At 72.5% G+C, this 26,490-nt stretch carries 22 protein-coding genes; 7 read left to right on the top strand and 15 right to left on the bottom strand.

The window, feature by feature from the left end; all coding sequences use genetic code 11:
* The first annotated feature begins 126 nt into the window (after positions 1–126).
* Positions 127–516, top strand: coding sequence for a nuclear transport factor 2 family protein (locus ACZ4Z3_RS36470; protein ID WP_468505072.1), 390 nt, complete (start codon positions 127–129; stop codon positions 514–516).
* Between the two features lie 74 nt (positions 517–590).
* Positions 591–1,424 carry an SURF1 family protein gene (locus tag ACZ4Z3_RS36465; RefSeq protein WP_468505071.1) on the top strand — a complete coding sequence of 278 codons (834 nt, stop codon included), beginning with the start codon at positions 591–593 and terminating at the stop codon, positions 1,422–1,424.
* A gap of 56 nt (positions 1,425–1,480) precedes the next feature.
* On the opposite strand, the gene ACZ4Z3_RS36460 is transcribed toward ACZ4Z3_RS36465, so the two are convergent.
* The 5 genes from ACZ4Z3_RS36460 to ACZ4Z3_RS36440 form a co-directional block, all read right to left on the bottom strand.
* Positions 1,481–3,238, bottom strand: a complete 1,758-nt coding sequence (locus ACZ4Z3_RS36460; RefSeq protein ID WP_468505070.1) for a hypothetical protein — start codon at positions 3,236–3,238, stop codon at positions 1,481–1,483.
* On the bottom strand, positions 3,235–3,819 hold the full coding sequence (locus ACZ4Z3_RS36455) for a SigE family RNA polymerase sigma factor (RefSeq protein ID WP_055541251.1): 585 nt from the start codon (positions 3,817–3,819) through the stop codon (positions 3,235–3,237). Before ACZ4Z3_RS36455 ends, ACZ4Z3_RS36460 begins: the two co-directional genes overlap by 4 nt.
* 781 nt (positions 3,820–4,600) lie before the next feature.
* A complete protein-coding gene (locus tag ACZ4Z3_RS36450; protein ID WP_468505069.1) occupies positions 4,601–5,671 on the bottom strand; it encodes an aspartate-semialdehyde dehydrogenase in 1,071 nt (356 codons plus the stop codon).
* Positions 5,672–5,714: 43 nt separating this feature from the next.
* Complete coding sequence (locus ACZ4Z3_RS36445; RefSeq protein WP_055536890.1) at positions 5,715–7,007, bottom strand: aspartate kinase; 1,293 nt, start codon at positions 7,005–7,007, stop codon at positions 5,715–5,717.
* A gap of 258 nt (positions 7,008–7,265) precedes the next feature.
* On the bottom strand, positions 7,266–9,374 hold the full coding sequence (locus ACZ4Z3_RS36440; protein ID WP_468505068.1) for a tetratricopeptide repeat protein: 2,109 nt from the start codon (positions 9,372–9,374) through the stop codon (positions 7,266–7,268).
* 90 nt (positions 9,375–9,464) lie between these two features.
* Between ACZ4Z3_RS36440 and ACZ4Z3_RS36435 the strand changes: the two genes are divergently transcribed.
* On the top strand, positions 9,465–10,313 hold the full coding sequence (locus ACZ4Z3_RS36435) for a response regulator transcription factor (RefSeq protein WP_468505067.1): 849 nt from the start codon (positions 9,465–9,467) through the stop codon (positions 10,311–10,313).
* Complete coding sequence (locus ACZ4Z3_RS36430; protein WP_468505066.1) at positions 10,310–11,725, top strand: HAMP domain-containing sensor histidine kinase; 1,416 nt, start codon at positions 10,310–10,312, stop codon at positions 11,723–11,725. Before ACZ4Z3_RS36435 ends, ACZ4Z3_RS36430 begins: the two co-directional genes overlap by 4 nt.
* Positions 11,726–11,857: 132 nt before the next feature.
* Here the strand turns inward: ACZ4Z3_RS36430 and ACZ4Z3_RS36425 are convergent, their stop codons facing one another.
* A complete protein-coding gene (locus ACZ4Z3_RS36425; RefSeq protein WP_468505065.1) occupies positions 11,858–12,358 on the bottom strand; it encodes an SgcJ/EcaC family oxidoreductase in 501 nt (166 codons plus the stop codon).
* 254 nt (positions 12,359–12,612) lie between these two features.
* On the opposite strand from ACZ4Z3_RS36425, the gene ACZ4Z3_RS36420 reads away from it, so the two are divergent.
* On the top strand, positions 12,613–13,455 hold the full coding sequence (locus tag ACZ4Z3_RS36420) for an alpha/beta fold hydrolase (protein WP_468505064.1): 843 nt from the start codon (positions 12,613–12,615) through the stop codon (positions 13,453–13,455).
* Positions 13,456–13,554: 99 nt separating this feature from the next.
* Here ACZ4Z3_RS36420 and ACZ4Z3_RS36415 read toward each other — a convergent pair whose 3' ends face one another.
* The 6 genes from ACZ4Z3_RS36415 to ACZ4Z3_RS36390 all read right to left on the bottom strand — a co-directional run bounded on the left by ACZ4Z3_RS36415 (position 13,555) and on the right by ACZ4Z3_RS36390 (position 20,000).
* Positions 13,555–14,490 carry a M56 family metallopeptidase gene (locus ACZ4Z3_RS36415; RefSeq protein ID WP_468505063.1) on the bottom strand — a complete coding sequence of 312 codons (936 nt, stop codon included), beginning with the start codon at positions 14,488–14,490 and terminating at the stop codon, positions 13,555–13,557.
* A 680-nt stretch (positions 14,491–15,170) separates the two neighbouring features.
* A complete protein-coding gene (locus ACZ4Z3_RS36410) occupies positions 15,171–15,734 on the bottom strand; it encodes a hypothetical protein (RefSeq protein ID WP_468505062.1) in 564 nt (187 codons plus the stop codon).
* Between the two features lie 27 nt (positions 15,735–15,761).
* On the bottom strand, positions 15,762–18,131 hold the full coding sequence (locus tag ACZ4Z3_RS36405; RefSeq protein ID WP_468505061.1) for a tetratricopeptide repeat protein: 2,370 nt from the start codon (positions 18,129–18,131) through the stop codon (positions 15,762–15,764).
* A 151-nt stretch (positions 18,132–18,282) separates the two neighbouring features.
* Complete coding sequence (locus tag ACZ4Z3_RS36400) at positions 18,283–18,945, bottom strand: DUF5063 domain-containing protein (protein WP_055516354.1); 663 nt, start codon at positions 18,943–18,945, stop codon at positions 18,283–18,285.
* A complete protein-coding gene (gene recR, locus ACZ4Z3_RS36395; RefSeq protein ID WP_055536881.1) occupies positions 18,938–19,537 on the bottom strand; it encodes a recombination mediator RecR in 600 nt (199 codons plus the stop codon). The genes ACZ4Z3_RS36400 and recR overlap by 8 nt, the downstream gene beginning before the upstream one ends.
* A 118-nt stretch (positions 19,538–19,655) precedes the next feature.
* Positions 19,656–20,000, bottom strand: a complete 345-nt coding sequence (locus ACZ4Z3_RS36390; protein ID WP_468505060.1) for a YbaB/EbfC family nucleoid-associated protein — start codon at positions 19,998–20,000, stop codon at positions 19,656–19,658.
* Between the two features lie 262 nt (positions 20,001–20,262).
* Between ACZ4Z3_RS36390 and ACZ4Z3_RS36385 the strand changes: the two genes are divergently transcribed.
* On the top strand, positions 20,263–21,033 hold the full coding sequence (locus tag ACZ4Z3_RS36385) for an SLATT domain-containing protein (protein ID WP_468505059.1): 771 nt from the start codon (positions 20,263–20,265) through the stop codon (positions 21,031–21,033).
* Between the two features lie 248 nt (positions 21,034–21,281).
* Here the strand turns inward: ACZ4Z3_RS36385 and ACZ4Z3_RS36380 are convergent, their stop codons facing one another.
* From ACZ4Z3_RS36380 to ACZ4Z3_RS36370, 3 genes are all read right to left on the bottom strand, one after another.
* Positions 21,282–23,552 (bottom strand): serine/threonine-protein kinase, encoded by a 2,271-nt coding sequence (locus ACZ4Z3_RS36380; RefSeq protein WP_468505058.1) that lies wholly within the window; start codon positions 23,550–23,552, stop codon positions 21,282–21,284.
* Between the two features lie 186 nt (positions 23,553–23,738).
* On the bottom strand, positions 23,739–24,206 hold the full coding sequence (locus ACZ4Z3_RS36375) for a MarR family winged helix-turn-helix transcriptional regulator (RefSeq protein ID WP_468505057.1): 468 nt from the start codon (positions 24,204–24,206) through the stop codon (positions 23,739–23,741).
* A complete protein-coding gene (locus tag ACZ4Z3_RS36370; RefSeq protein WP_468505056.1) occupies positions 24,203–24,811 on the bottom strand; it encodes a DJ-1/PfpI family protein in 609 nt (202 codons plus the stop codon). Before ACZ4Z3_RS36370 ends, ACZ4Z3_RS36375 begins: the two co-directional genes overlap by 4 nt.
* A gap of 311 nt (positions 24,812–25,122) precedes the next feature.
* Here ACZ4Z3_RS36370 and ACZ4Z3_RS36365 point away from each other — a divergent pair, with 311 nt between their 5' ends.
* Entirely contained in the window at positions 25,123–26,478 is a 1,356-nt protein-coding gene (locus ACZ4Z3_RS36365) for an aminotransferase class III-fold pyridoxal phosphate-dependent enzyme (protein WP_468505055.1), read from the top strand.
* Positions 26,479–26,490: the final 12 nt, after the last annotated feature.

Here is a 26,490-nt window from a genome sequence, read left to right as displayed (position 1 = left end):
TACCCGGCGACCTCGACGAGCGGTGTACCGGCGACCTCGACGAGCGGTGTACCGGCGACCTCGACGAGCGGTGTACCGGCGACCTCGACGAGCGGTGTACCGGCGACCTCGACGAGCGGTGTGCCGGTGGTGAACACCCCGGCGGGGGTGCTGCGCGAGACCGTCGAGACGTACTGGGCCCGCGCGGAGGCCCGCGACTGGGACGCGTTCGCCGACACCCTGGCCGAGGACGTGGTGTACGAGCTGCCGCAGACGAGGGAGCGGATCCGGGGCCGGGAGCGGTATGTGCGGTTCAACCGCGACTATCCGGCGGACTGGCACGCCCGCGTCGAGCGGATCGTCGCCGAGCCCGGGCAGGTCGTCAGCTGGATACGTGTGACGGTGGGGCCGGCGGAGATGCACGCGGTCTCCTTCTTCACGGGCGACGCGCACGGCCGGATCACCTCCGTCACCGACTTCTGGCCCGAGCCGTACGAGCCGCCGGCGGGCCGGGAGCACCTCGTCGAGCGATACTGAACCACCCTGCCGCGTGGCCGACCCGCCCGACCCCGCGACCCGGCGGGCGGTGCGGGCACCGTACGGTGGACAGCGTGTACCGGTTTCTGCTGACGCCCCGATGGTGGGGGATCAACGTCTTCGTGCTGCTCGCCATCCCCTTCTGTGTGTTCATGGGGTCCTGGCAGCTGAGCCGCTTCGAGGACCGCATGCAGGACCACCGCACGGCGACCGAGCGCGTCGACCCCGCGGACCGGGCCCCGGCCCGACCGCTGGATCAGCTGCTGCCGGTCGACAAGGAGACCTCCGGCGAGCTGGTCACCGCGACCGGACGGTACGGCGAGCAGCTTCTGGTTCCGCACCGCGAGCTGGACGGCAAGGACGGGTTCTACGTCCTGACGCTGCTGCGCACCGACGGGGGCAAGTCGCTGCCGGTCGTACGGGGCTGGCTGCCCGGCACCGCGGACCCGGACCGGGCGCCGGCCGCGCCCACCGGCGAGGTCACCGTGACCGGCTCGCTCCAGGCGTCCGAGACGCCCGGCTCCAACGGTGTGCCCGTGCAGGGCGGTCTCCCCGCCGGCCAGACGGGGGCGATCAGCGCGGCGACGCTGGTGAACCTGGTGCCGGACGACCTGTACGACGCCTGGGTCACCCTCGACAAGGGCGACGCCGGGATGAAGGCCGTGCCGGCGACGGCGCCGCAGGACAGCGGGCTCGACCTCAAGGCGTTCCAGAACCTCGGCTACACCGGCGAGTGGTTCGTCTTCGCCGGCTTCGTCGTCTTCATGTGGTTCCGGCTGCTGCGCCGCGAGATCGAGTTCATCCGGGACGAACAGCTGGGGTTGGCACCGGAGGGGGACGGCTCGGCGGAGGCAGGCCGCTCCGGTGAGGAGCGGGACCCCTCCCGAGAAGCGGAACCCGCCCAGTGACACCGGGCCCGCCCAGGAAGTGAGGGGCGGGCGGGGCCCAGGGCGGTCGGTGGTGGTCAGGACGCCGTCAGGAGGCCCGTCCGGTAGACGGTGCCCGCGCAGGCGTTGCCGACACCGGTGGAGTACGTGCCGACGCCGCCCTCCGCCGTGTGGGAGATGAGGACGCTGCCGTCGGCCACGCCGTCCTCCCTGACGAGCTGGGTGGACATCGAGCTGCCGCCGCCGTCGGCGGTGGCCCCCGGGTCCTCCTCGGTGGGCGTCGGGTCCGGGCTCGGGTCCGTACCGCCGGTGCCGCCGTCGGTGGTGCCGCCGCTCGTGGTGGGACAGGGCTCGGAGGGCACCCAGGCGAACCGCACCTCGTACGCGGCCCCCGGCTCCAGCACCACCTGGGACAGGGACAGCGACGGGTCGGGCAGCCCGGTGGCCGCGTCGCCCGAGACATGGTTCGCCACGGTGATCCTCGAGGCGTCCGCGGCACCCTGCGGTGACGCGCTCACCGCGCCCGCGCCGGCGACCGTACAGCTGGTGCCGGAGACGTTGGACACCCGGAAGCTGCCGTAGACGGCGCCGCCGGAGTCCGGGGAGCCGACGCTGCCGACACCGCTGAGCTGCGCGGACGTGCACAGGGCCGCGCTCGCGGCGGTGGGCGTCGCCTCGGTGCCGCCGGGCACGCCGGCGGACGATCCCTTGCCCTTGTCGCCCTTGCCCTTGCCGCTGCCCTTGCCGGTGTCCTTGGAGCCGCCGGAGGTGCCGCCCGACGAACCGCTGCCGCCGGTCTGCCCCTTCGACTGGCCCTCGCTGCCGTGGGTCGCCGAGCCGTGCCCGACGACCGACGGGTTGGCGTCGGAGCCGGTGGAGTTGGAGACGTGCACGAGGGCGGGGATCGCCGTGCCGATGAAGAGCGCGGCGGCCGCCATCCCGACGACGGCCTGACGCTTGCGCGCCCGCCGGGCCGGTACGGCCCGCCGCAGGTGGTCCAGAGTGCCGTCACGCGGCTCGATCTCCGAGACGGCGTGATGCAGGAGGTTCCGCAGCATCAGCTCGTCGGAGTCGAACCCGCCCTGGCCCTTGGGAGCGGCACCGTCCAGCCCCTTCGGATCCGAACCGGCCGGCCCAGCCCCGGACACGGACCGCGGCGTCGGCTCCGAGAGGCCGAAGGACAGGAGATCCGCCGCCGCCCCGGACGGCTTCGTGCCGTTGAGGCCGCGCAGATTGCCCAGATCGTTCGCGTCGTCCAGGTCGCGCGCGTCGTTCAGGTCATGCGACTCGTTCGCTTCGCGCGGGTCGTCCACGCCGCGCGGGCCCTTCGGGCCGCCCGGGCCCGTCGAGCCCGTCGCGCCCGGAGCCGGGTCGCCGGAGCGGGCGTCGCCCGAACCGGCGTCGGCCGAGCGCGCGTCACCCGAGCCCGCCTCACCCGTGGCGACGTCGCCCGAAGCCACATCGTCCGTAGCCACGTCGTCCGAGCGGGTCTCGTCCGGTTCCGTGCCGTCGTTGGTCTGCGTCTCCCCCGGGGTCGGGTCGTCCGGGCGCATGGCGTCCGGAGCCGACTCGTCCGGACCGCGGCCTTCGAGACCCTGACCCTTGGTGGGGCCTTGTTCTTCGGGGCCGTGATTCACAGTTCCGTTCCCAGCGTGCGATTGCGTGTCTTCGTGCTCGGCGAGCCCGCGCCCCCCGACGCGCCGGTCCCGCTCCTGCCCTTCGGTGCGCTCGTCGTCCCGGCGGCCCCAGGAGGCCCGCCTGCGGGCGCCGAGCTCGTCGTGCCCCTCGCGCCTGTCGTGCGTGCCGTGCCCGTCGCCCCTGGCGTCACCGCTCATGCCGACGCCTCCATGGCGACGCGCAGTGCCGCGATGCCACGAGAGCCGTACGCCTTGACCGATCCCAGCGATATGCCGAGGGTCTCGGCGACCTGCGCCTCGGTCATGTCGGCGAAGTAGCGCAGCACGAGGACCTCGCGCTGGCGGCGCTGGAGGCCCTTCATCGCCTTGATGAGGGAGTCGCGCTCCAGCTGGTCGTAGGCACCCTCCTCCGCGCTCGCCATGTCCGGCATCGGCTTCGACAGCAGCTTCAGGCCGAGGATGCGGCGGCGCAGCGCGGAACGCGAGAGGTTCACGACCGTCTGGCGCAGATAGGCGAGCGTCTTCTCCGGGTCGCGGACGCGCTTGCGTGCGGAGTGCACGCGGATGAAGGCCTCCTGGACGACGTCCTCACAGGATGCGGTGTCGTCGAGGAGGAGGGCCGCGAGGCCGAGGAGCGAGCGGTAGTGGGCGCGGTAGGTCTCGGTGAGATGGTCGACGGTCGTGCCGGAGGCCGGCAGTGTCGTCGTGTCCTCCGCGCCGTCGCGCTGGCTGGGGATGCGGGTGGGCCGCGCCGCGGGCATGGGCGCGATCACCGGCATGCCGCCGGGCGGACCGGGCAAGCGGGGACGGCGGGGTGGACGAAGGGCGGTGCCCCTCGTCTGTACCGCGGTGAAGTCGAGTACCTCTGCCACGCCTGTTGGACCCGTATCCCCCCGTCGGGGTTGTACGCGACAGGCATCACTTTTGCGTCAGACCGAGCGCCTGTTCGTACGGCGCATGTGCATGGCCGCGCGCCCCGCGCCTCGCCTTGCACGGCCGACCGAACAGCGGACAGCGCGTCGAACGCCCTCATGCGTACCAGCTCTTCCCCTATGCCCCGAGTCCGTGCGCGCCCAGCCCCGCCGAAGGGCGCTCGTTAAAGACGCTCCCCGTCCGCCGCGCGGTTGCGGCGGACGGGGAGCAAAATCCTCGATCACCGGGAGGCCTGAATCAACCCGGAAATCACACGGCTGTCCGACCGGAAATCCTTCGACCGACGAACCGCCGACTCGAAGAACTTACACGCCACCACCGACAACGCCGACGGCAGCCGACGGCGCCCACAGACCGTGACAGCCGGTCTATCCCAACGCCGGTGGCGGCGCGAGGAATTAGGGAAACGGTGCACGCGGGGCCAAGGAACAGTGCACGCCAGGACAACAGCCGATGGACGCCAGGGCCGGCGCGGGCAACGGACGGGGGGCGGGCGCGGGACAGGGGCGGCGCGGGCAACGGACGGGGGCGGGCGCGGGACAGGGGCGGCGCAAGCAGCCCCCGAGCTCCCCGGCCCACCAGGCACCCCGGCCGACCGGCCCCCTCGCACGCACACCCCCAGGCCCCTCAGGCCCGCCCGCCCACCACCAGTTCCGCGATCTGCACCGTGTTCAGGGCGGAGCCCTTGCGGAGGTTGTCGCCGCAGACGAAGAAGTCCAGGGCGGTGGGGTCGTCGAGGGCGCGGCGGACGCGGCCGACCCAGGTGGGATCCGTGCCCACGACATCCGCGGGGGTGGGGAACTCCCCCGCCCCGGGGTCGTCGAAGAGGACCACACCGGGCGCGGTCGCGAGGATCTCCCGCGCCTTGGCGACGGTGACCTCGCTCTCGAAGCGGGCGTGCAGCGTCAGGGAGTGCGCGGTGACGACGGGGACCCGTACGCAGGTCACGGCGACCGGCAGCGTCGGCCGCCCGAGGACCTTGCGGGTCTCGTCCCGCACCTTCATCTCCGCCGAGGACCAGCCGTCCGCGCGCGCCTCCCCGGCCCACGGCACCACGTTCAGCGCCACCGGCTCCGGGAACGGCCCGGTGTCGTCGCCCACGGCCCGCCGTACGTCACCGGGGCTGGTGCCCAGTTCCGTACCGGCGACGAGGGAGATCTGCCGGCGCAGGGTGTCGACGCCGGCCCGGCCGGCGCCGCTGACCGCCTGGTACGAGGAGGCCACCAGCTCGCGCAGCCCGTACTCGGCGTGTAGCGCGCCCACGGCCACGATCATGCAGAGGGTGGTGCAGCTGGGGTTGGCGACGATGCCGCGCGGCCGGACGCGCAGGGCGTGCGGGTTGACCTCGGGGACGACGAGGGGCACCTCCGGGTCCATCCGGAAGGCGCCCGAGTTGTCCACCACCACCGCGCCCTTGGCCGCCGCGATCGGCGCCCAGCGCTCCGCGATCTCGTCGGGCACGTCGAACAGCGCGACGTCGACCCCGTCGAAGACCTCCTCGGCGAGGGCCAGGACCTCGACCTCCTCCCCGCGCACGGCCAGCTTGCGGCCGGCCGAACGAGGGGAGGCGATCAGTCGGATCTCGCCCCAGATGTCCGCGCGGTGGGACAGGATCTGGAGCATGACGGTGCCGACGGCCCCGGTCGCCCCCACGACCGCGAGCGTCGGCCTGCCGGTCCGCCCGGCGGCGACGGCCATCAACGGCCGGTGCCGCCGCCGTACGGACCGTACGAACGGACCGTCATCGGCCGGTGCCTCCGTAGACGACGGCCTCGTCGCTGTCGGAGTCGAGTCCGAACGCGGTGTGCACGGCGCGCACGGCCTCCGGGACGTCGTCGGCGCGGGTGACGACGGAGATGCGGATCTCGGAGGTGGAGATCAGCTCGATGTTCACGCCCGCGTCGGACAGCGCCTCGAAGAAGGAGGCCGTGACGCCGGGGTTGGTCTTCATACCGGCGCCGACCAGGGAGATCTTGCCGATCTGGTCGTCGTAGCGCAGGGAATCGAAGCCGATGCCGGCCTTGTTCTTCTCCAGCGCGTCGATCGCCTTGCGGCCCTCGGTCTTGGGGAGGGTGAAGGAGATGTCCGTGAGACCGGTGGTCACGGCGGAGACGTTCTGCACCACCATGTCGATGTTGATCTCGGCGTCGGCGATGGCGCGGAAGATCGCGGCGGCCTCGCCCGGCTTGTCCGGGACGCCGACGACCGTGACCTTGGCCTCGGAGGTGTCGTGCGCGACACCGGAGATGATGGCCTGCTCCACCTTCTGTTCCCCTTGCTGCTGCGTCTTTCCGACGACTGGCTCGTTGCTGACCCACGTGCCCTGAAGTCCGCTGAAGGACGAGCGGACGTGGATCGGGATGTTGTAGCGGCGGGCGTACTCGACACAGCGGTGGAGCAGCACCTTGGAGCCGGACGAGGCCAGCTCCAGCATGTCCTCGAAGGAGATCCAGTCGATCTTCCGGGCCTTCTTCACGACCCGCGGGTCGGCGGTGAAGACACCGTCGACGTCGGTGTAGATCTCGCAGACCTCGGCGTCGAGCGCGGCGGCCAGCGCGACGGCGGTCGTGTCCGACCCGCCGCGGCCCAGCGTGGTGATGTCCTTCTTGTCCTGGCTGACGCCCTGGAACCCGGCGACGATGGCGATGTTGCCCTGGTCGACGGACTGCCGGATGCGGCCCGGCGTGACATCGATGATCCGGGCTTTGTTGTGGACCGAGTCGGTGATGACGCCTGCCTGGCTACCGGTGAACGACTGGGCCTCGTGACCCAGGTTTTTGATCGCCATGGCCAGCAGGGCCATGGAGATACGCTCTCCGGCGGTCAGCAGCATGTCGAACTCACGTCCGGCAGGCATCGGAGACACCTGCTCGGCGAGATCGATCAGCTCGTCCGTCGTGTCGCCCATCGCGGAGACCACGACAACCACCTGGTTGCCGTTCTTCTTGGCTTCCACGATCCGCTTGGCGACGCGCTTGATGCCCTCGGCATCGGCTACGGAGGAGCCTCCGTACTTCTGCACGACAAGGCCCACGTGCGCTCCTCGCTCGGTTTCGTCCCTTATCCGCACATACACAGGTACTGCGGTCGGCTCAGTCTATCGAGCGGCCGCATCCCGCCTCCGGGCTCCCGCATGGTGAGATGTCCCGCTCACCCTTCGATCACCTCGGATTCCTGCGGGCCGCCGCCGGATTTCACCCCGGCTTCTTCGCCGGGAGACCGTCGGTGGCCAGGCCGCTCCGGGGTGGTCCCTGCCCGCCCCGGGCACGCCGCAGTCATAAAGTGGGCGAGGTCACTCGGGGGGCGCAGTGCCCTCGCGCACCGCCCGGTGCGCGTCCTCCAGGTTGTCGCGCACCTTCCGGCAGTGGGGGTGATCCGCGCCGAGCGAACGCGCGTACGCCTCCAGGGCCCGCTCGTACACGGCGACGGCCTCGCCCGCCCGGCCGGCCCTGAGGAGCGCCCCGCCGAGGTTGTTCAGCGACAGCGAGGTCTGCGGGTGGTCCGGGCCGAGGAGGCGCTCGCGGTCGGCGACATTGCGGCGCAGCAGGTCGATGGCCCGGTCGAGATCGCCGGAGTACTGACAGGCCCCGGCCAGGTTGTTGCGGGCTTGCAGCGTCGCCGGATGATCCTCGCCGTGGCGGCGTACGCAGTCCTTGACGTACTCCTCCATCACTGGCACCGCGCGCGCCCCCTCCCCGGCGGTGATCAGGTCGTTCAGCAGGTTGCCGCGGGCGCGGAAGGTCCGGGGGTCGTCGCGGCCGACGGTGTTGCGCAGGATCTCCACCGCCCGGGCGTGCAGCTCGGTCGCCGTGTCCAGGTCGTCGGCCGCGTAGTGCACCGATCCGAGGTTGCCGAGGAGCACCGCGTACTCGGGGGTGTTCGCGCCCAGGACCCGCTCGCCGACCTCACGGACCCACCGCATCAGGTCGAGGGAACGGCCGGTGTCGCCGGCCTCGGCGTACGCCAGGGCCAGATTGCTCGCCACCACGAGCGCGCTGTGGTGCTCGGGCCCCAGGAACCGCGCGGCGACACCGTGGGCGCGCTCCAGCAGGTGGACGGCTTCCCGGACGTCCTTCTGCCCGAAGAGGAACATCCCCGCCTCGTTCGCCATCCGGCCGAGTTCGTCGGTGTCGTCCGCCGGGGGCACATGGCCGACCAGTGCCTGGACGTGCGGCAGCAGCGCGCGCCAGACCGGCAGGGCGCCGACGTCCTCGTAGTCGGCGGGGAGCGCCGTGTGCAGCAGACGGATCGCCTGGTCCCGGGTGAGGGCGATGAACTCGGTCTCGGCCGGTTCCGTCCCGGTGGGCGTGCGGACGACGGCCTGCACCAGCCGGTGGACGGAGACGGTGTCGCCGTTCAGCGAGATCATGCTGTGCGCGGCGAGCCGCCCGAGGCCCCTGGCCACGACCAGCGGCTGCGCCGACGCCTCCAGCATGCCGCGCGGGATCGCGTCCGGCGCGAACCAGGCGAGCACCGACAGCAGCACGACCGCCGTGAGGTCGCCCTCCTCCAACCGGTCGAGCGTCACACGCCAGACCCGGGCCACCGTCCGCTGCGGGTCCCCGCCCTCGGCGGACACCGCGAACATGTCCGCCGGGTACGCGGCGAGCAGGTCCAGGTACCGCTCGGCCGAGGTGGCCGACTCGCGGCAGAAGGCCGCCGCCTGCTCCACGGCGAGGGGGAGGTTGCCCAGCTCGGCGACGAGTTCGGGTACGCGCGCGCCGCCGGTCGGGCAGACACGCTCGAACAGTTCGACCGCGTGCGCCGCGTCGAGGACGGTGAGATCCACGCCGGTGGCCGCCCCGTGCCAGCCGGTCGCCCGGCGACTGGTGATGAGGAAACGGCCGTTCGGCACCCGCTCCAGGAGGGGCTCTACGTCGGCCGGCTCACTCACGTTGTCGAGGACGAGCAGCCAGCCGTCATGCGTGGCCAGCCACCGCAGCACCCGCTCCCGCAGGACGTACGGCGGCAGGGTGTCGGCCAGGGCCGGTTGCATGGCCATGGCGAGCTCGGTGAGGCCGGTGTCGATCGCGGCGGGACTGTCGGCGGTGATCCACCACACCGGGTTGGCGTCGGCCGCGTTCCTCCGGACCCACCGGGCGACCAGGGTGGACTTGCCGATGCCGCCGAGTCCGTGGACGACGACGGCGGCCGGACCTCCGGGCACGCCGAACGCCTCGTCCAGCAGCCCCAGTTCCCGCTCCCGGCCCACGAACAGCCCTGTCCGGTAAGGCACTCTGAGCAGCCGCTCCGGCAAGTCCCCGACCGGCGCGAACGCTTCCGCGGGCAGGACGGTCGCCTGCTCGATCTGCATGTCGATCTGGGTGGCGCCGTCGCCCGTGGCCACGTTGCGCGCGCTCCCGCCGAGCCCGACGGCCCGCTCCCCCGACGCCTCCACCATGAGCACTCCCCTCCCTGTCGGCGCCCGGCCCGCCGGAGCCGGGGGCCCGTCGACCAACCGTCTCAAAATTCAACGATTATCGTTCCGCCTGTGCGCGTACTTCTGGTGGAAGACGACGAGCCGGTGGCCGAGTCGCTCCGGCGTGGCTTGCAGCGATACGGCTTCGAGGTGGAGTGGGTGTCCACGGGCGGGGCGGCGCTGACGTACGACGGCCCGTACGACGTGGTGCTCCTCGATCTGGGGCTGCCCGACACCGACGGGCTCGACGTCTGCAAGGCGCTGCGGGCCCGCAGTGCCGTGCCGATCATCGTGATCAGCGCCCGCAGCGACGAGACGGACCGGGTGGTGGGACTCGAACTCGGCGCCGACGACTATGTCTCCAAGCCGTTCGGGGTGCGCGAGGTCATCGCCCGGATAAGGGCGGTGATGCGCCGGGTGCAGCCGCGCCCCGCGGACGCGCCGCCGGCCGGGCCCGACCGGTACGGCTCCCGGCTCACCATCGACCGCAAGGCCGCGCGGGTGCACCTGGACGGCGCGGAGGTGGGGCTGGCCCCCAAGGAGTACGACCTGCTGGCGTTCCTCACCGAGGAGCCGGGCGCGCTGATGTCGCGCGAGCAGATCATGGAGGCCGTCTGGGACGCGAACTGGTTCGGCCCGACGAAGACGCTCGACGTGCATGTGGCGGCACTGCGACGCAAACTCGCGGGCGCGATCACCATCGAGGCGGTGCGCGGGGTGGGCTTCCGCCTGATGGTGAACGGCACGGACGAGAACGCCGACGCCTCCGGCGGCACGAGCGGCCACAACGGGACCACCGGCGGCACGGGCGTGAGCAGCGGGACGCTCGGCGGCGCGGGCGTGCGCATGGGCACGTCGGGGGCCCCGCGCGGAAGCGACGACGCCTCGGGGGCCGCGAGCGGGAGCAGCGGTGCGTCATGATCCGGCAGCTCATCCGCAGCTATGTGCTGCTCGTGGCGGTGGCGATCGCCCTGTTCACGGTGCCGGTGGCGTTCACGCTCACCAACCAGTTGCGGGGCGACACCAGGGAGTCCATCACCCGCGAGGCCAGGACGATGGCCCGGCTCCTCGGCGCCGGTGACGTCGCGTCCTGCGAGGCGCTGGCGAAGATGGCCGGGGCCTATCCGAAGAAGGAGAAGGTCGAGGTCTCGGCCACGGACCGGTGCGTACGGGAGACGCTGCGGCGGCCCACGCCGGACGCGGCGCTGACCAGGGCCCTGGAGCGGGGCGAGAAGACCGTCGACTGGGGCTCCGACTTCATCTGGGGCAAGAACCTGGTGGTCACCGTGCCCGCCTTCGCCCGCCCCGCGGACGGCGACGCGACGGACGGGACGCGGGCGGCCGGGAAGAAGCAGACAGCCGATGTCGTCGGCGCCGTCCGGATCAAGTTCTCCACCGACCACCTCACCGACCGGCTCTGGCAGATCTGGGGTTTCCGGGCGACCCTCGCCGTACTCGTCCTGCTGGCGGCCGCGGGCATCGGGGTGTTCGCCGCGCGGCGGCTGACCGCCCCCCTGCGCCAGCTCAACGAGATGGCGAGCAGGATGAGCGACGGCGACCTGAAGGCGCGTTCCGCGATCACCGGCCCGCAGGAGACACAGACCCTCGCGCGCACCCTCAACCAGGCGAGCGAGCGCCTGGACACGCTCATCGCCTCGCAGCGCATCTTCGTGGCCGACGCCTCCCATCAACTCCGCACCCCCCTGACGGCGCTGCGCCTGTCGCTGGACAACATCGCGGACGGTGTGGACGACGAGTTCGTACGGGAGGACGTGGAGCAGGCGACCGCCGAGGTGGTCCGGATGAGCCGGCTCGTCAACGGGCTGCTGGTACTGGCCCGCGCCGAGGCGAAGGTGACGGCGGCGGAACCGCTGTCCCTGCGGGACGTCATCCAGGAGCGCCTCGATGTGTGGAGACCGGCCGCCGACGAGCGCGGAGTCACCATCACGCTCAGGGGGAGTGCCGACGGCCGGCCGCTCGTGCTGGCCAGTCCCGGTCATCTCGACCAGGTCCTGGACAACGTGCTGTCGAACGCCCTGGAGGTCTCACCCGACGGTGCGACCATCACCGTGCGGGTGGAGAGCCGGGGCGACGAGGTGGTGCTGTCGGTGCTGGACGAGGGGCCCGGTATGTCGGACGCCGAGAAGTCCCGTGCGTTCGACCGCTTCTGGCGCGGTCAGGGCCTCACCGGCAAGTCCGGTTCGGGCCTCGGTCTCGCCGTCGTCAAGCAACTCGTCACCGACGACGGCGGAACCGTGATCCTCAAGGACGCGCCCGGCGGCGGCCTGTGCGTCGCGCTCACCCTACGGGCGGCGCGACACGGAGGCGGCTGAACCGGACGGTGCCTGAACCGGACGGTGCCTGAACCGGCTGCTCAGCCAGTGGGTGGCTGAGCCGGAGGCTGCTGAGCCAGTGGGTGGCTGAGCCGGGGGGTGTGGCTCAGCCACCGGTACGGACGCCGGTGATCAGCCCTCGGGCATCGCCGACGAGTGGTGGTTCACGATCTTCCAGACGCCGTCGCGCTTCTCGTACTCGTACGTGTAGCGGGCCTTGACCACGCGCTTGTCGCCGGTCTTCGGGTCGGTGAGCGTGAACTGGTAGACACCGGCGTCGATCGCGGAGTTGCCGTCCAGGACGTTGACGATCGTCTGGATCTTCTTGCCCTTGGGCTTGTTCTCCAGGAAGTGGTGGAAGTAGTCGACGATTCCGGCGCGGTCCGTGCGGACCTTGTTGGAGACGGTCGGCAGCAGAACCGCGTCCTTCGCGTAGCGGTCGGCCACCTTCTTCGGGTCCCCGGTCCGCAGCGACTTGTTCCAGCCGTCGAAGAGCGCCGCGATCTCCTTCTCGGAGGGCTTCTTCGGGGCGGACTCGCCACCGGCCGTGCTGACGCCGGCGGTCACCGTGCCGACGGTGACGAGAGCGGTGGCGGTGACGATGGCGGCGCGTATGCGGTTCTTGCGGGTCATCGTTAACTCCTGTGCGAATGTGGGGTTCTGCTGCCTCCGCCTCGTGTGCGGTGGAAGTGACTCCAGATTCGCGGGGAGCCGGTTAGGGTCCGTGCAACGGAGATACAGCGGTGGGGCAGGGATCGTACAAAGCACGCACCGCGACACCCCGGTCACCCTCGGTACGGGACCCGTACGTCTGAAAGCCCTTGTGTCGCACTGGAGTTGCCGATCACCGCAGTGACGGCTGCGTGCACCGGGGTAAGCAGACAGCCATGAGCGAAGTGCTGCTGACTGAGACTTTCCGGAGTACGTCGGGGGACGTGCGGTGGGGCAGGGTCGGGGAGGACGGGCAGGACCCGGTCGTGCTCTGTCACGGCACCCCCTTCTCCTCCTACGTCTGGCGCGGCATCGCCCAGGCACTGGCGGGCACCGGCCGGTACCAGGTGTTCGTGTGGGACATGCCCGGGTACGGGGAGTCGGACATGCACACCGGTCAGGACGTGTCCCTGGCCGCCCAGGGCCGGGTCCTCGCCGAGCTGCTGACGCGGTGGGAGCTGCGCGAACCCTCGGTGGTCGCCCATGACTTCGGCGGGGCGGTCTCCCTGCGGGCCCACCTGCTGCACGGGGCCCGCTACCGCGCGCTGGCCCTCGTCGACCCCGTGGCGCTCGCGCCGTGGGGTTCCCCCTCCTTCCGGCTGCTCGGCCGGCACGCCGACGTCTTCGAACAGCTGCCGTCCGCACTGCACCGGGCCCTCGTGCGGGAGTACGTGAGTTCCGTCGGCGGACCAGGGCTGCACCCGGCGGTCATCGACCGGCTCGTCGAACCGTGGCTCGGCGAACACGGGCAGTCCGCCTTCTACCGGCAGATCGCCCAGGCGGACCAGGCCCACACGGACGAGATCCAGGACCGGTACGGGGAGATCGACATCCCGGTGCTGGTGTGCTGGGGCGAGGACGACGGCTGGATCCCCCTGGCGAAGGGGCGGGAGCTGGCCGCCCGCATCCCGGGTGCGCGCTTCGAGCCGATCACGAGCGCGGGGCACCTCGTCCAGGAGGACAACCCCGCCGAACTCACCGCCGTACTGATGGACTTCCTGAGGGAACACGCGACTTGAGCGACTCCCTGGAGGAGCGCTCGGCCTTGGCGGCTGTCGTCGAACTACCCGTCCGTCCCGCACCCCCGCCGGGTCCCGGCGGGGGCGTGGGGACACCTCCTAGAGCGTCCCCAGCGCCGGTGCGAAGGCGATGAGGAGCGGGAGGAGGGCGAGGAGCGCGGCGGCGGTCGTGGTCGCCGCGCGACGGGTCCGGTCCAGGCGGGGCGGCGGCGACAGCAGCCGCTCGACGCGGTCACCGAGCAGCCGGCGGGTGTTGGCACAGCTCAACACGCCCCGGTGCTGGTTCAGTTCGATCAGCGCGAGCGCGGTGGTGAGGTGGCCGCAACGGCGGGACGCCGTGTCGTCGGCGGCGAGTTCGACGAGACGGTGGGTCTGGTCGGCGAAGTGCGCGAAGAGCGGGACGCGCGGGAAACCGGTCGCGAGGGCCGTGGAGAGGTGGAGCAACCAGTCGTGGCGGGCCCGGGCGTGGCCGAGTTCATGGGCGAGCACGGCGTCCAGCTGACGGTCGGTGAGCTTGCCCAACGCGCCGGTGGTGACGACCAGTCGGGGAGGGGTGCCGGGCATCAGCCAGGCGTCCGGGTACTCGTCCTCCAGCACCAGCAGCGGGCCCTGCGCGTCGGGCAGGCCGGCCGGCAGATCGGGGGCGCGCTCACGCAGATGGGCGCGGCGCAGGAGGCGGCGGCGCCGGGCCTCGACGACCTCCCGGGCGAGCATGGCCCCGCTCCACGCGGCCCCGCAGGCCAGCAGCAGCGTCAGGACGGCCGTCCAGGGCGGCGCGGCCGTCAGGTCGTACGCGGCGGTCACGGCCGCCGGCGCGGGCGCGAAGGCATGCGTCCGGACCGTCTCGAACACGGCCGCCGCGCCCAGCACCAGCGCCGCGAGGCAGCTGAGCAGCGCCGCCGCGACGAGGCACTGCCACGCCCACAGCGCGACCACGGGTTCCCGCTGCGGCCACCCGGCCCGAAGCAGCGCACGAGGGCCCAGCACGGCGGCGGTCAGGGCCACGGCGATGAGAAGGAGCAGGAGGACGGTCACGTCGGTGACTCCGGTTCCTTGTCGAGGGGGGAGCGGGGCGTGCGTGTGGCTGACGTGTGGATGCATCTGCGTATGCGGCCTGCCGCAGCCGAGAGGACACGCTACCGGGGAACACGGCGGAAGCCACCGGTGGAAGCCGCCAACGAGGCGAGCCTTGAGCGAGCCCTTACAGACGCCGTTCGCGCAGCAGGTTTCCCAGGGCATCGCGCGCTGGCCTGGAAGGCGGGGGTGCGATGGCGTGCGGCGCGTACCCGGACGGGTCCCGTGCGGCGATCCCCTCCTCTCAGCCAGGCGTATCTCGTCCCAAGAGCGTCCACCGGCCTGGGAACGGGCGGAGGCGTACAACCTCGTGTGGTGGGTCACGGCGGAGACCGAGTCGGACCTGGACGCGGGCCTGGCCGACCTCGCCGTCGCGCTCCAGCGCTTCATCGTCGTCGCCCGCTGGAGGGAGAAAGCCGTGTCCAGTGCGGCGAGTTCGGCTTCGCGGCCCACGAACACGTCCGGTCCGTCGGGCAGGTTGACCACGCGCGCTCGTGCGTACGGGCAGCACGTACGCCTCGGCGGGCAGCGGGGCCATCATCCGTTCGACGATGGTGGGGGCCGCGTGGTCCCAGGTGAAGACACCGAGCCGATGGGCCCCTTCGCCGCGCCTGCCCCCTCCCCCGACGCCTCGACGTCCATCAGTTCCCCGTCGACGCCGACCCGATGTCGCCGCCCGCCGCGATGGACCTCGGACCGGAGGCCGTCACACTGCCGCCGGGGGCGGTCGGGCCGGGCGGCGGCGGGGTGGGCTGGGTCTGGGGCGGGGCGGCGGGGGGTGTCGTGCCGCCGGTCGAAGCGGTGCCGATGTTGCCGCCCGCGGCGATCGCGCCCGCGCCGGAGGCGGTCACGCCGGCCGTGGGGGCGGTCGTGGACGGGGCGGGCATCGGTGCGGCCGGCGGTGTGGCGCCACCCCCGGTCGAGGCCGAGCCGATGTTGCCGCCCGCGGCGATCGCTCCGGCGCCGGAGGCGTCGACCGGCCCGGGCTGGGCGGGCGGAACCGGGTTGGGCGGTGCCGTCGACGGGGACGAGCCGCCGAACTGGACTATGAGGGCGAGCACGAAGCCGATCACGCCGACCGAACCGCCCGCCACGCTGGCGATCTGGTCCGCCTTTCCCAGATCGACGAAGGCGACCGAGACCAGCGTCGCCACGCCGAGCCCACCGATGGCGAGTCCGGCCCATGCCCAAGGCTTGAGTGTCATGAAGGCATTGTGGGGGCGGACGCGGGCTTAAGGGGTGGAGTCACCCAAGTCGGTACGGTCGGGGCGCGCCGTTTCGTCGTCGAAGAGTCGTGTCAGCCGAGGCGACCGAAACTGGTCGAGGGAGAGTTGCTCCCCGGCGACCGTGCCCAGGGCCAGCAACAGGCCCTCCATCATGGCCGTCAGATGCTGGTCGTCGCCGAACGCCGACAACACCTCCTCGAGGAGCCGAGCCGCCCGTTCCATCTGACGTTCGTCCTGAGTGGCCGCACACACCTGGGCCAGCGCCAGTTTCGCGGCGAAGGTGTCCGCGTGGTCCTCGCCCAGGACACGCAGGCAGGTCTCGAGGGTTCGCTCTGCGGCGGCCACCTCCTCCTCGGTGGCCCTGGGTATGTCGATCGGCCCCCAGGAGTCGACCTCGTCGACCATCCCGCGCACCGCGCCGACCAGATCCCCACCGTCCTGCATGGCCGCGAACACCTTGTTGGCCGCGGTCAACGGCGCCACCGGGAAGTCGGCGTGATGTGCCAGTACCGTGGCCACGGCTCTCGCGGCGAGCGTCTCGGGGTGCTCCTCGCCCAGGACACGGACGCAGTCGGCGAGCAGTTCCGTCATCAGGGCGTGGGCCTCGTGGACGTCGCCGGTCTCCGCCATGGCGAGAATCACCGCCTGGCGTGCGCCGAACGCCAGGGGGTGCTCCTCGCCACGGGTTCGCACCCGGCCCGCGAGCGTCTCCCGCGCGAGCCGGAGCGCCCGCTCGTGGTGGCCTGTCAGCGAGGCCACCCGGTACGCGTTCATCCGGGCCGACGACGTCACGTCGTGGTCGGGGCCCAGCGCCCGTTCGCAGTCGTCCAGGACCTCTTCGACGAGCGGCGCGACCTGCTGGGGTGCACTCAGCATCCGCTCGCCATGGGCCAGTTGAACGCGGGCGTCGAGCAACTCGACGGAGTCCGGGGGAAAGAGGCGCCCGCAGGACGACACCGCTCGCTGGAGCAGGCCGAGGGCACGGGGCGCGAGACCCACCCCCGCGCCCAGCATGTAGTCCCCGGTCCGGGTCAGGAGGCGTGCCATCGCCTCCGTGTCGTCCTCGGGCGAGGTACGCCGAGCCAGTTCCTCGACATGGGGCAGCAGAGTCCGCATGACCGGCCAGGCTGACGGGTCGTCGACCTCCTGGGGCACGGCCCGAAGCAATGCCTCCGTCGCCGCCGCGCGCGCCCCATCGATCGCCACGCGGCTCCGGTGGCCCGTCGGGTCCTCCGTGCGGGAAACGGCCTGCACCAGGCGGTGCACGGACACCGTCTCGCCCGACAGGGCGATCATGCTGTGGGCGGCCAGCCGGCCGAGGGCTCCCCGTACCGCGGGCCGGTTGCCCAACTGGGCGAAGAGGGTCCGGGGGATGCCGTCGGGCGCGTACCAGGCAAGCATCAGCAGGATACGCACGGTCAGCGGGTCCTCGGCGAGGCGGTCCAGGGTGACCTGCCAGACCCGGGCAACGGTGCGTTCGTGGTCACGGTTCTCGTCCTTGCCCGCGTACATCTCGACCGGGTGTGCCGCCAGGTCGTCCAGGTACTCACGGGCCGTGCAGACCGTCTCCTCGCAGTACGCCGCCGCCTGGGTCACAGCGAGCGGCAGGCAGCCCAGTTCCGCGCACAGTTCGGCGGCGTCCGGGTCCTCGCCGTGGCGCAGGATGAAGAGGTCCACCGCGTCGTCGTTCGACAGCACGTCCAGCGGCACTTCCTGGGCGAGCCCCCGCCAGCCGGTGGCCTGTCTGCTCGTGATGAGGAAGCGGCCCGTTGTGGCTCTGGAGAGCAGCGGATCGATGTCCGCCGGGGTGGCCACGTCGTCCAGGACCAGCAGCCACCCGGTGTGGGAGCCGAGCCAGCGCAGGGCCCACTCGGTCAGTTGCTCCTGGGGCAGCAACGCGGCGAGGGAGGGTTGCAGGCTGGTCGCCATGTCGGCGAGACCCGCGTCGAGGGCGGGACGGCTGTCGGCAGTGATCCACCAGACCGGCGCGTGGCCGGAGCTGTAGCGGGACGCCCAGCGCGCGGCGAGCGTGGACTTGCCTATGCCGCCCAGGCCGTACAGGACATGGGCGAGAGCACGGCCGGGAGGCGCCGACGCCTCGTCCAGCGCAGCGAGCTGCGGGGCACGGCCCACGAACAAGGACGGCCGGGAGGGAAGGTTCGCCAGTCCGGGAGGGCAGTCGACCGACTCGGCCGGTGGGCATGCCTGCGGTGCCAGTACCCCCACGTTGTTGATGTGCAGCCCCACCGCACCGGCTCCGGTGAACGCCTGGGCGATGTTCCCGCCTGCGGCGATGGCTTCGGCACCGGAGGCCTCCACGGACGTCTCCGGACCGGTGCCCGGCCCGGGGGGCCGACGGTCGAACAACGCGCTCATACGTCACATCATGACCGCTGTCGCCGGAAAACGTCATGGTTAGGCGGGAGTTGGGCGTACGGACGGGCGCGCCGCACCGTGATCCTCGCCGGGGACGGTGGACGCCCGGTCCGCGCCGGGCGTCCCGTCGGCCGACGTGGGTCCGTGCGGTCTACTTGACCTTCCGCAACCCCAGCGGTCCCGCGATCTCCTCCGCCATGACCTGGCCCGCCTCGAACTCCAGGGTTTCGTCGCCCATGAGTTCCTGGTCGGTGTCGAGGCCGTCGAGTTCGGCCAGCGGCTGGTTGAGGCGGACGTGGGCGACCAGGGACTGCAGGGCGCGCAGGGTCGCCGAGGCGGTGGACCCCCAGTTGGAGAAGTAGGAGAACTGCCACCACCACAGCGCCTCGGTGGTGCGGCCCGCGCGGTAGTGGGCCATGCCGTGGCGGAGGTCGGCCATGACGTCGACGAGGTCGTCGGAGATCCGGGCCGGCACGGGCGCCTTGCGGGGCTCGTACGGGTCGAAGACCTCGGAGTAGACGTCGACCGGGTCGAGCATCGCGGCCAAACGTTCCCGCAGCTCGTCGACGTCCTGATCGGGGCCCGGGTCGGGCTCGTAGCGCTCGTCCGGCACGATGTCCTCGTGCGCGCCGAGGCGGCCGCCCGCCAGGAGGAGCTGGGAGACCTCCAGCAGCAGGAAGGGCACGGCCGAGTCCGGCTCGTCGCCCTTGGCCACCTCGGTGACCGCGACCAGGAAGCTCTCGATCTGGTCCGCGATCTGGACGGCGAAGTCGTCCGGGTTCAGGCCGGTCGCGTGCAGCGTGGCGTCAGACATCCAGCAATCGTCTCCCCTCGAAGGCGCGGCCGAGGGTCACCTCGTCCGCGTATTCCAGGTCGCCGCCCACCGGGAGGCCGCTGGCCAGGCGGGTGACCTTGAGGCCCATGGGTTTGATCATGCGGGCGAGATACGTGGCCGTGGCCTCGCCCTCCAGGTTGGGGTCGGTGGCCAGGATCAGCTCCGTGACCGTACCGTCGGCCAACCTGGCGAGAAGTTCCCGTATCCGCAGGTCGTCGGGTCCGACGCCCTCGATGGGGCTGATCGCGCCGCCGAGGACGTGGTACCGACCCCGGAACTCACGGGTCCGCTCGATGGCGACGACGTCCTTCGGCTCCTCCACGACACAGATGACCGACGGGTCGCGGCGGGTGTCGCGGCAGATGTTGCACAGCTCCTCCTGCGCGACGTTGCCGCAGGTCGCGCAGAAGCGGACCTTCGCCTTGACCTCCATCAGGGCCTGCGCGAGACGCCGTACGTCCGTCGGCTCCGCCTGAAGGATGTGGAAGGCGATCCGCTGCGCGCTCTTGGGACCGACGCCGGGCAGCCGCCCCAGCTCGTCGATGAGGTCCTGGACCACGCCTTCGTACACGGACTGCCGTCCTTCCTGGTGTCTTTCAGTACGTACCGTAGTCGGCCGCCGCCGGTCCGAGGAAGGCGGTACGGGGCACGGATGGGGTCGGTGGAGGGGGGATCAGGGGGGATACGGCTCAGAAGGGCAGGCCGGGGATGCCGGAGCCGCCGCCGAGACCCTGGGCGAGGGGGCCCAGCTTCTGCTGCTGGAGGCTCTGGGCGTTCTCGTTGGCCGCCTGGACGGCCGCGAGGATCAGGTCGGCGAGGGTCTCGGTGTCCTCCGGGTCCACCGCCTTCGGGTCGATCTTCAGGGCGCGCAGCTCGCCGGAGCCGTTGACCGTGGCCTTGACCAGGCCGCCGCCCGCCTGACCGTCGACCTCGGTGTTCGCGAGCTCCTCCTGGGCCCGCGCCAGGTCCTGCTGCATCTTCTGGGCCTGCTGGAGCAGCTGCTGCATGTTGGGCTGGCCACCACCGGGGATCACGTTCAGCTCCCTCGTTTCGCTCTCTTGCGGTCGCCCACGAGCCTACGTGGTCGGCCCGGCCCGCGCGGCGCCACTCTTTCGAGTGAGCGGGCGGGGATTCGTATACCTGATCAAGGACCTCTTCCAGGCGGAAAAGCCATGAAACCGGGGTTTTCGCCACCCATTGGGAGGTAGGAAGAGGCCGTGCGCACGGCCGGTGACGCGGCGCTGCGCGCACGCGTCTCGCACTGTCGTCAGCGGCGTCGTCAGTAGGGAGTACCGGGTGAGCCAGCCGGAGATGCAGCCCGAGGGGTCCCCCCAGGACGGGCGGGGTGAGGGGCCGGGGCTGTGGGCCGAGCCGTGGACGGGGGCGGACGGGCCGTGGGCGGGTGATCTGACCGGGCGGCCCTTTCCGCACGGGGACTGGGCGGTGCCGGCGGAGCGGCTGGACGAGCTGTACCGGTGGGTGGAGCGGGCGGCGCTGGAGACCACCGCGTGGTATCTCGCGGACCGGGTGGGGAAACGGCTGGCGGCGCGGGTGCTGCGGGTGGGGGCGGCGGTGGGCGCGCTGGCGGGGGCCGGGCTGCCGCTGCTGGACGTCACCGGGGCGGTCGACGGCATGGCCCCCTGGGGGTACCTGGCCCTGCTGGGCTCAGTGGCCTGTGTGGCGGCGGATCGGTACTTCGGGCTCACCTCCGGGTGGATGAGGGACGTCGCCACGGCACAGGCGGTGCAGCGGCGGCTCCAGGCACTCCAGTTCGACTGGGCCTCGGAGAGCGCGCGGGAGGTGCTCGGGCCGACGGAGGGGACGGCCGGGGAGGCGGCGGAGCGGTGCCTGTCGGTGCTGCGGCGGTTCTCGGAGGACGTGACGGAGCTGGTGCGGGCGGAGACCACGGACTGGATGGTCGAGTTCCGCGCGGGGGCGGCGCCGCTGGGCATCCAGACGAGCGGGTCGGCCTCCCGCCCCACCGAGATCCCGCCCGGCGGCCGACTGCCGATGTCGCCGGGGGCACGGCCGAACATGCCTCGCCAGAGACCGCCGGATACGCGGTGACCGGGGCGCCTTATAGCTCGGGGGCGCTGTTTCGTGAGCGGGTGCGGGTGAGTGGGGGTTGTTCGCGCAGTCGCAGTTCCCCGCGCCCCTGAAAAGCGACCGGGGCTGCGCCCCGTGCTTTTCAGGATGAAGGGCGGGCCGCAGGCCCAACCCTTCAGGGGCGCGGGGAACTGCGCGAGAAACCACACACCACCCGCACCCGCCAACGAACCGCGCACCCCCGAGCCATGAGGCGCCCCGGCCCCCGCTCAGCCCTTCGTGTACGTCACCGACTTGCCCGCCGTGTCCACGCGGCGCAGGCGCCCGTCGGGCAGGAGCGTGACCGTGGTCGCGGCGCCCGGTGAGCAGGACGTGGCCGGTTCGCCCTCGGTGACCGTGGAGGGGCCGATCCGCAGGGGGCCGTCGTCGTCCGGCGCCTCGCTCAACTCCGCCTCGAACACGCAGTGGTACGTGCCGCCCACCTCCAGCGGGCCGTCCGCCGTCAGGGAGAGCACGGTGTCCCCGACCTCGCCCTGCTGGATGACGAGTTCACGGGTGTCGGCCCCGTCGGAGCCGCTGAGGGTGGCGCTCCACGTGCCGAGGAAGTCCTCCGGGATCGTGCCCGCGTCCGGGGACTCGGTGGTGGGGTCGGGAGAGGTCTCGGGGTCGGTCGGCCCGGACGTCGTCGGCCCGGGGGTCTCGGGCCCGCTCGTCGTGGGTCCGCCCTTGGCGTCGTTCTTCTTGCCGCCCTCCTCCCCCTTCTTCATCAGCGCGTACACCGAGCCGCCCGCGCCGAGCGCCACCACCAGGGCGACCGCGACGAGGACCACGGAGGAACGCCTGCCGCCGGACCGGTCGGGCCGCGGCCGCCCGCCGGGACCCAGGAGGGGCGTCGGTCCGTACGGAGGGGTCGCGCCGAGGCCGCCGGCGGCGCCGAGGGACTGGTGACCGCCGTACGGCTGCTGCCCCCCGTACGGTGCCTGCCCCCCGTACGGCTGCGCATCGGCGTACGGCTGCTGCCCGTACGTCCCGTAACCGGCCTGTCCCTGCGGGGCGCCCTGCGGATAGCCGTAGCCGGGGGCAGCGCCCGGCGGTCGGCCGTACCCGGCGGGGGCCTGCGGATGCGCCGGTCGCTGGTGCGGGAAGCCGTACGCGGCGGGGCCGGGCGGCGAGGCGGGCGGAGGCGGCTGGGAGCCCGTCCTCACGACCTGGGTGGGCAGCCGGTCGAGCGGGGCGGAGCCCGGCCCACCGGTCCCCGGCGCCCCGGGCGGAGGCGGCACGGCACCGTCCTCGGGGCCGGTGGACGCATGACCGGGGGCGCCCTCGGGGTGGCCGGAGGGGCGCGCGTACGAGGATGCCGGGGCGCCCGGCGGTGTCGGCGCGCCCCCGGCGGAGGCGGGCGCCCCCGAGGCGGCGAACCCGGCGCCGGCAGCGGCGGCACCGGGCGGCTGCTTGGTGAGGTCGGGTGCCCCCGACCCGCCGCCCTCAGCCGGACCACCAGGCACCCCGGGCACCCCGGACGCCCCCGGGGAACCCTGACCGGCGGCCCCGCCCGCCGAGGCGCCGACCGCGCCCGCGGCTCCCGCCCCGAACGGCCCCGCTTCCCCCGGCGCGGACTCCTCCGGGTCCTCCGTGTCCAGCAACTGCACCGCGTGGCGGCCGAGTTGGGCGACGAGGGCGCTCGGCAGCCAGGGGTCGCGGGAGCGGCCCGCGAAGACCGTGTCCTCGGCGCCGGTGCGCTGGAGGATCTGGGCGAGCGTGGGGCGGGCGGCGGGGTCCTTGCGCAGACAGTCCCGTACGAGGTCGTACAGGCCCTCGGGCAGGCCCTCCAGGTCGGGTTCCTCCTCGGCGATGCGGAACATCAGCGCGTGCACGCCGGAGTTGGCGGCGCCGAAGGGGAGGTTGCCGGTGGCGGCGTAGGAGAGGACGGAGCCGAGGCAGAAGACGTCGCAGGCGGGGGTGATGCGGTCGCCGCGCACCTGCTCGGGTGCCATGAAGCCCGGCGAGCCGACGAGCGCGCCGGTGCGGGTGAGCCCTCCGTCGGTGATCGTCTCCAGCGCCCGCGCGATACCGAAGTCGATGACGCGGGGTCCGTCGATCGTCACGAGGACGTTGGACGGCTTGAGGTCGCGGTGGATGAGCCCGGCCGCATGGATGTCCTCGAGCGCGTGGGCGAGCCCGGCGGCGAGGATGCGGACCGTCCGCTCGGGCAGCGCGCCGTGGTCGCTGCCGACCACGGCCTGGAGGGACGGGCCGGCGACGTACCCGGTGGCCACCCACGGGATGTCGGCCTCGGTGTCCGCGTCCAGCACCGGCGCGGTCCAGTACCCGCCGACCTGCCGGGCGGCCTGCACCTCCTGCCGGAACCGGGCCCGGAACTCCTCCTGCTCCGCCAGTTCCTGCCGTACGTGCTTGACGGCGACGGTACGGCCGCGGTCGGACCGCGCCAGATACACGTTGCCCATCCCGCCGGCCCCCAGCCGCGCGAGCAACCGGTACGCCCCGATCCGCTGCGGATCCCCCGGCCCGAGCTTCTCCATGGCCACCGCCCCCCGTCTCTCCCCCGTGCGATCCCCTGCGCATGTGTACGCGTGCCTGTGGCGCCGTACGGATGTACGGGCGTCTGTCGCCTACGTGCGGTTACGCCGTGTACATGCTGAACGTGCCGAACGTGCGCAACGAACCGATCGTAGTGCGGAGGCGGGAGATGGCGGGTGGGGCGGTGTCTACGGTTCCGTAACAGCCTCACGCCCGGCGGACAGGTCCTCCAGCGCGGCCGACAGGGTCTCCAGGACCCGGACGGTCTCCGCGAACCCCTCCTCGCCGAGGGCCTCGGCGAGCCGGTCGGCGAGGGCCGCGTGACCGGGGTCGATCTTCTCGACGGCGGCGCGGCCCGCCGGGGTCGGGGTGAGGAGCTTGGCACGGCGGTGGGCCGGGTTCGGGACGTACGCGGCGAGGCCGCGGTCGACCAGGAGGTCGGCGACGCGCTGCACGCTCTGCCGGGTGATACCCATGGCGCGGGCGACCCCGGACACGGGCAGCGGCTCGGGGAGCACCGCGCCGAGGACCTGCCACCAGGCCGCCGTGAGCCCCGCCGGACGTGCCAGCTCGTCCGCGACGGACAGGAACTGGCCGTTGAGCCGGAAGACGCCGAGGGCGGTGCGGCTGAGCAGGTCCTGCCGCGCGCGGCTCATCGGGCGGCCGCTTCCAGGACGGCGTACGCCTCCGGGTCCGAGTCGTGGAACAGGCGGTACCAGGCGTCGAGGACCTCGCCCTCGTAGACGCCGAGGAGCCGGAAGACCTCGCGGGCGAAGGCGACGGGTTCGGTGGGCCCGGCGGTGACGAGCAGGCCGTCCGCGTCGGTCGCGGCGTCCGTGTCGACGTAGTGGTCGGCGCCCCTGTAGCCGGTGGCGGCGAGGTAGAAGGGGGCCGCGCTGGTGTGGGCGCGGTCGTCCAGCAGCCCTTCCCGGGCGAGCCCCGCGGTCGCCCCGCAGATCGCGGCGACGGGGACGCCGGCGGCCAGGAACTCCCGGGCCTTGCGGGCGAACGGGGCCAGGTCGTCGCCGGAGTCCCAGAGGTCCGCGCCGGTGAGGATCAGCAGGGAGCTGCCCTCCGGGCGGAGGTCGGCGAGGGCGGTGTCCGGCTGGATACGGACGCCGGCGAGGGTCCGCACGGGGTTCCCTGTCGGGCCGACCGTACGGATCTCGTGGCCGGCGCGGGCGAGCCAGGCGGTGGTGTGGCCGGTCTCCCAGTCGGCGTAGGTGTCGTAGACGGCGAGGTGGACGGGGGCGCTGGTCATGGCTTCTCCTCCGGGGCCGTTCGTTATTATGACAGTATGCTGACATTTTGCCAGGATGCTGTCAATGGAGGGTGCGTTATGGCTCGGGGTGCGCGGTCTGTTCGGCGGGTGCGGGTGAGTCGTGGTTGCTCGCGCAGTTCCCCGCGCCCCTGGAGGAACGGGCCTGCGGCCCGCCCTCCCCCGGCGTCTTAGCGGTGGGTCCGCGGCGCTCTACCGCCCCCCCTGGGGCGACACACTGTCGCGATGCGGCGCCCTGCCCCATACAGGACGCCGATGTCGGGGCCGCACCCCCGGCCCCTACCCTCGACGCCATGACCCCTCAGCCCAACCCCCAGCTCGGCGCCGCCGTGAAGGCGGTGGACCGTGCGCACGTGTTCCACTCCTGGTCCGCCCAGGAGCTCATCGACCCGCTCGCAGTCGCCGGCGCGGAGGGGTCGTACTTCTGGGACTACGACGGCAAGCGCTACCTGGACTTCACCAGCGGCCTCGTCTACACGAACATCGGCTACCAGCACCCGAAGGTCGTCGCGGCCATCCAGGAGCAGACGGCGCGGCTCACCACGTTCGCACCGGCGTTCGCGATCGAGGCCCGCTCGGAGGCGGCCCGGCTGATCGCGGAGCGCACCCCGGGTGACCTGGACAAGGTCTTCTTCACCAACGGCGGTGCCGACGCCGTCGAGCACGCCGTGCGAATGGCCCGCCTGCACACCGGCCGCCCCAAGGTGCTGTCCGCGTACCGCTCGTACCACGGCGGCACGCAGCAGGCCGTGAACCTCACCGGCGACCCCCGCCGCTGGGCCTCCGACGCCGGCACCGCCGGGGTCGTGCACTTCTGGGCGCCGTTCCTCTACCGGTCCCGTTTCTACGCGGAGACCGAGGAGCAGGAGTGCGCCCGCGCGCTGGAGCACCTGGAGACGACGATCGCCTTCGAGGGCCCGTCGACCATCGCCGCGATCATCCTGGAGACCATCCCCGGTACGGCCGGGATCATGGTTCCGCCGCCGGGCTATCTGGCGGGGGTGCGGGAGCTGTGCGACAAGTACGGCATCGTCTTCGTCCTCGACGAGGTCATGGCGGGCTTCGGGCGGACCGGCGAGTGGTTCGCGGCCGGCCTCTTCGACGTCGTCCCCGACCTGATGACCTTCGCCAAGGGCGTGAACTCCGGTTACGTCCCCCTCGGCGGCGTCGCCATCTCGCCGGCCATCGCGGAGACGTTCGCCCGGCGGCCCTACCCCGGCGGACTGACGTACTCCGGGCACCCGCTGGCCTGCGCCGCCGCCGTCGCGACGATCAACGTCATGGCGGAGGAGGGGGTCGTGGAGAACGCGGCGACGCTCGGCGCGTCCGTCATCGAGCCGGGGCTGCGCGCACTGGCCGAGCGGCACCCGTCGGTGGGCGAGGTGCGCGGCGTCGGCATGTTCTGGGCGCTGGAGCTCGTCCGGAACAAGGAGACCCGCGAGCCCCTCGTCCCCTACAACGCCGCCGGCGAGGCCAACGCGCCCATGCTGGCCTTCGCGGGCGCCGCCAAGGCACAGGGCCTGTGGCCGTTCGTGAACATGAACCGCACCCACGTCGTGCCCCCGTGCAACATCACGGAGGCCGAGGCCAAGGAGGGCCTCGCCGCCCTCGACGCGGCGCTCACGGCGGCGGACGAGTTCACCGTCTGACGCCGCCCGCCC

Source organism: Streptomyces sp. NPDC030296 (assembly GCF_055572815.1).
The sequence above is the reverse complement of the archived record's forward strand: the minus strand, read 5'-3'. Positions and strand labels throughout refer to the sequence as shown.

What these genes read in the sequence shown, in the direction of transcription:
- ACZ4Z3_RS36450 (WP_468505069.1), bottom strand. Translation starts at nt 5,671, where the DNA reads ATGGCCGTCGCCGCCGGGCGGACCGGCAGGCCGACGCTCGCGGTCGTG.
- ACZ4Z3_RS36425 (WP_468505065.1), bottom strand. Translation starts at nt 12,358, where the DNA reads ATGACCCGCAAGAACCGCATACGCGCCGCCATCGTCACCGCCACCGCT.
- ACZ4Z3_RS36370 (WP_468505056.1), bottom strand. Translation starts at nt 24,811, where the DNA reads ATGACCAGCGCCCCCGTCCACCTCGCCGTCTACGACACCTACGCCGAC.
- ACZ4Z3_RS36440 (WP_468505068.1), bottom strand. Translation starts at nt 9,374, where the DNA reads ATGGTGGAGGCGTCGGGGGAGCGGGCCGTCGGGCTCGGCGGGAGCGCG.
- ACZ4Z3_RS36460 (WP_468505070.1), bottom strand. Translation starts at nt 3,238, where the DNA reads ATGAGCGGTGACGCCAGGGGCGACGGGCACGGCACGCACGACAGGCGC.
- ACZ4Z3_RS36420 (WP_468505064.1), top strand. Translation starts at nt 12,613, where the DNA reads ATGAGCGAAGTGCTGCTGACTGAGACTTTCCGGAGTACGTCGGGGGAC.
- ACZ4Z3_RS36375 (WP_468505057.1), bottom strand. Translation starts at nt 24,206, where the DNA reads ATGAGCCGCGCGCGGCAGGACCTGCTCAGCCGCACCGCCCTCGGCGTC.
- ACZ4Z3_RS36365 (WP_468505055.1), top strand. Translation starts at nt 25,123, where the DNA reads ATGACCCCTCAGCCCAACCCCCAGCTCGGCGCCGCCGTGAAGGCGGTG.
- ACZ4Z3_RS36430 (WP_468505066.1), top strand. Translation starts at nt 10,310, where the DNA reads ATGATCCGGCAGCTCATCCGCAGCTATGTGCTGCTCGTGGCGGTGGCG.
- ACZ4Z3_RS36410 (WP_468505062.1), bottom strand. Translation starts at nt 15,734, where the DNA reads ATGACACTCAAGCCTTGGGCATGGGCCGGACTCGCCATCGGTGGGCTC.
- ACZ4Z3_RS36400 (WP_055516354.1), bottom strand. Translation starts at nt 18,945, where the DNA reads ATGTCTGACGCCACGCTGCACGCGACCGGCCTGAACCCGGACGACTTC.
- ACZ4Z3_RS36380 (WP_468505058.1), bottom strand. Translation starts at nt 23,552, where the DNA reads ATGGAGAAGCTCGGGCCGGGGGATCCGCAGCGGATCGGGGCGTACCGG.
- ACZ4Z3_RS36455 (WP_055541251.1), bottom strand. Translation starts at nt 3,819, where the DNA reads ATGCCGGTGATCGCGCCCATGCCCGCGGCGCGGCCCACCCGCATCCCC.
- ACZ4Z3_RS36405 (WP_468505061.1), bottom strand. Translation starts at nt 18,131, where the DNA reads ATGAGCGCGTTGTTCGACCGTCGGCCCCCCGGGCCGGGCACCGGTCCG.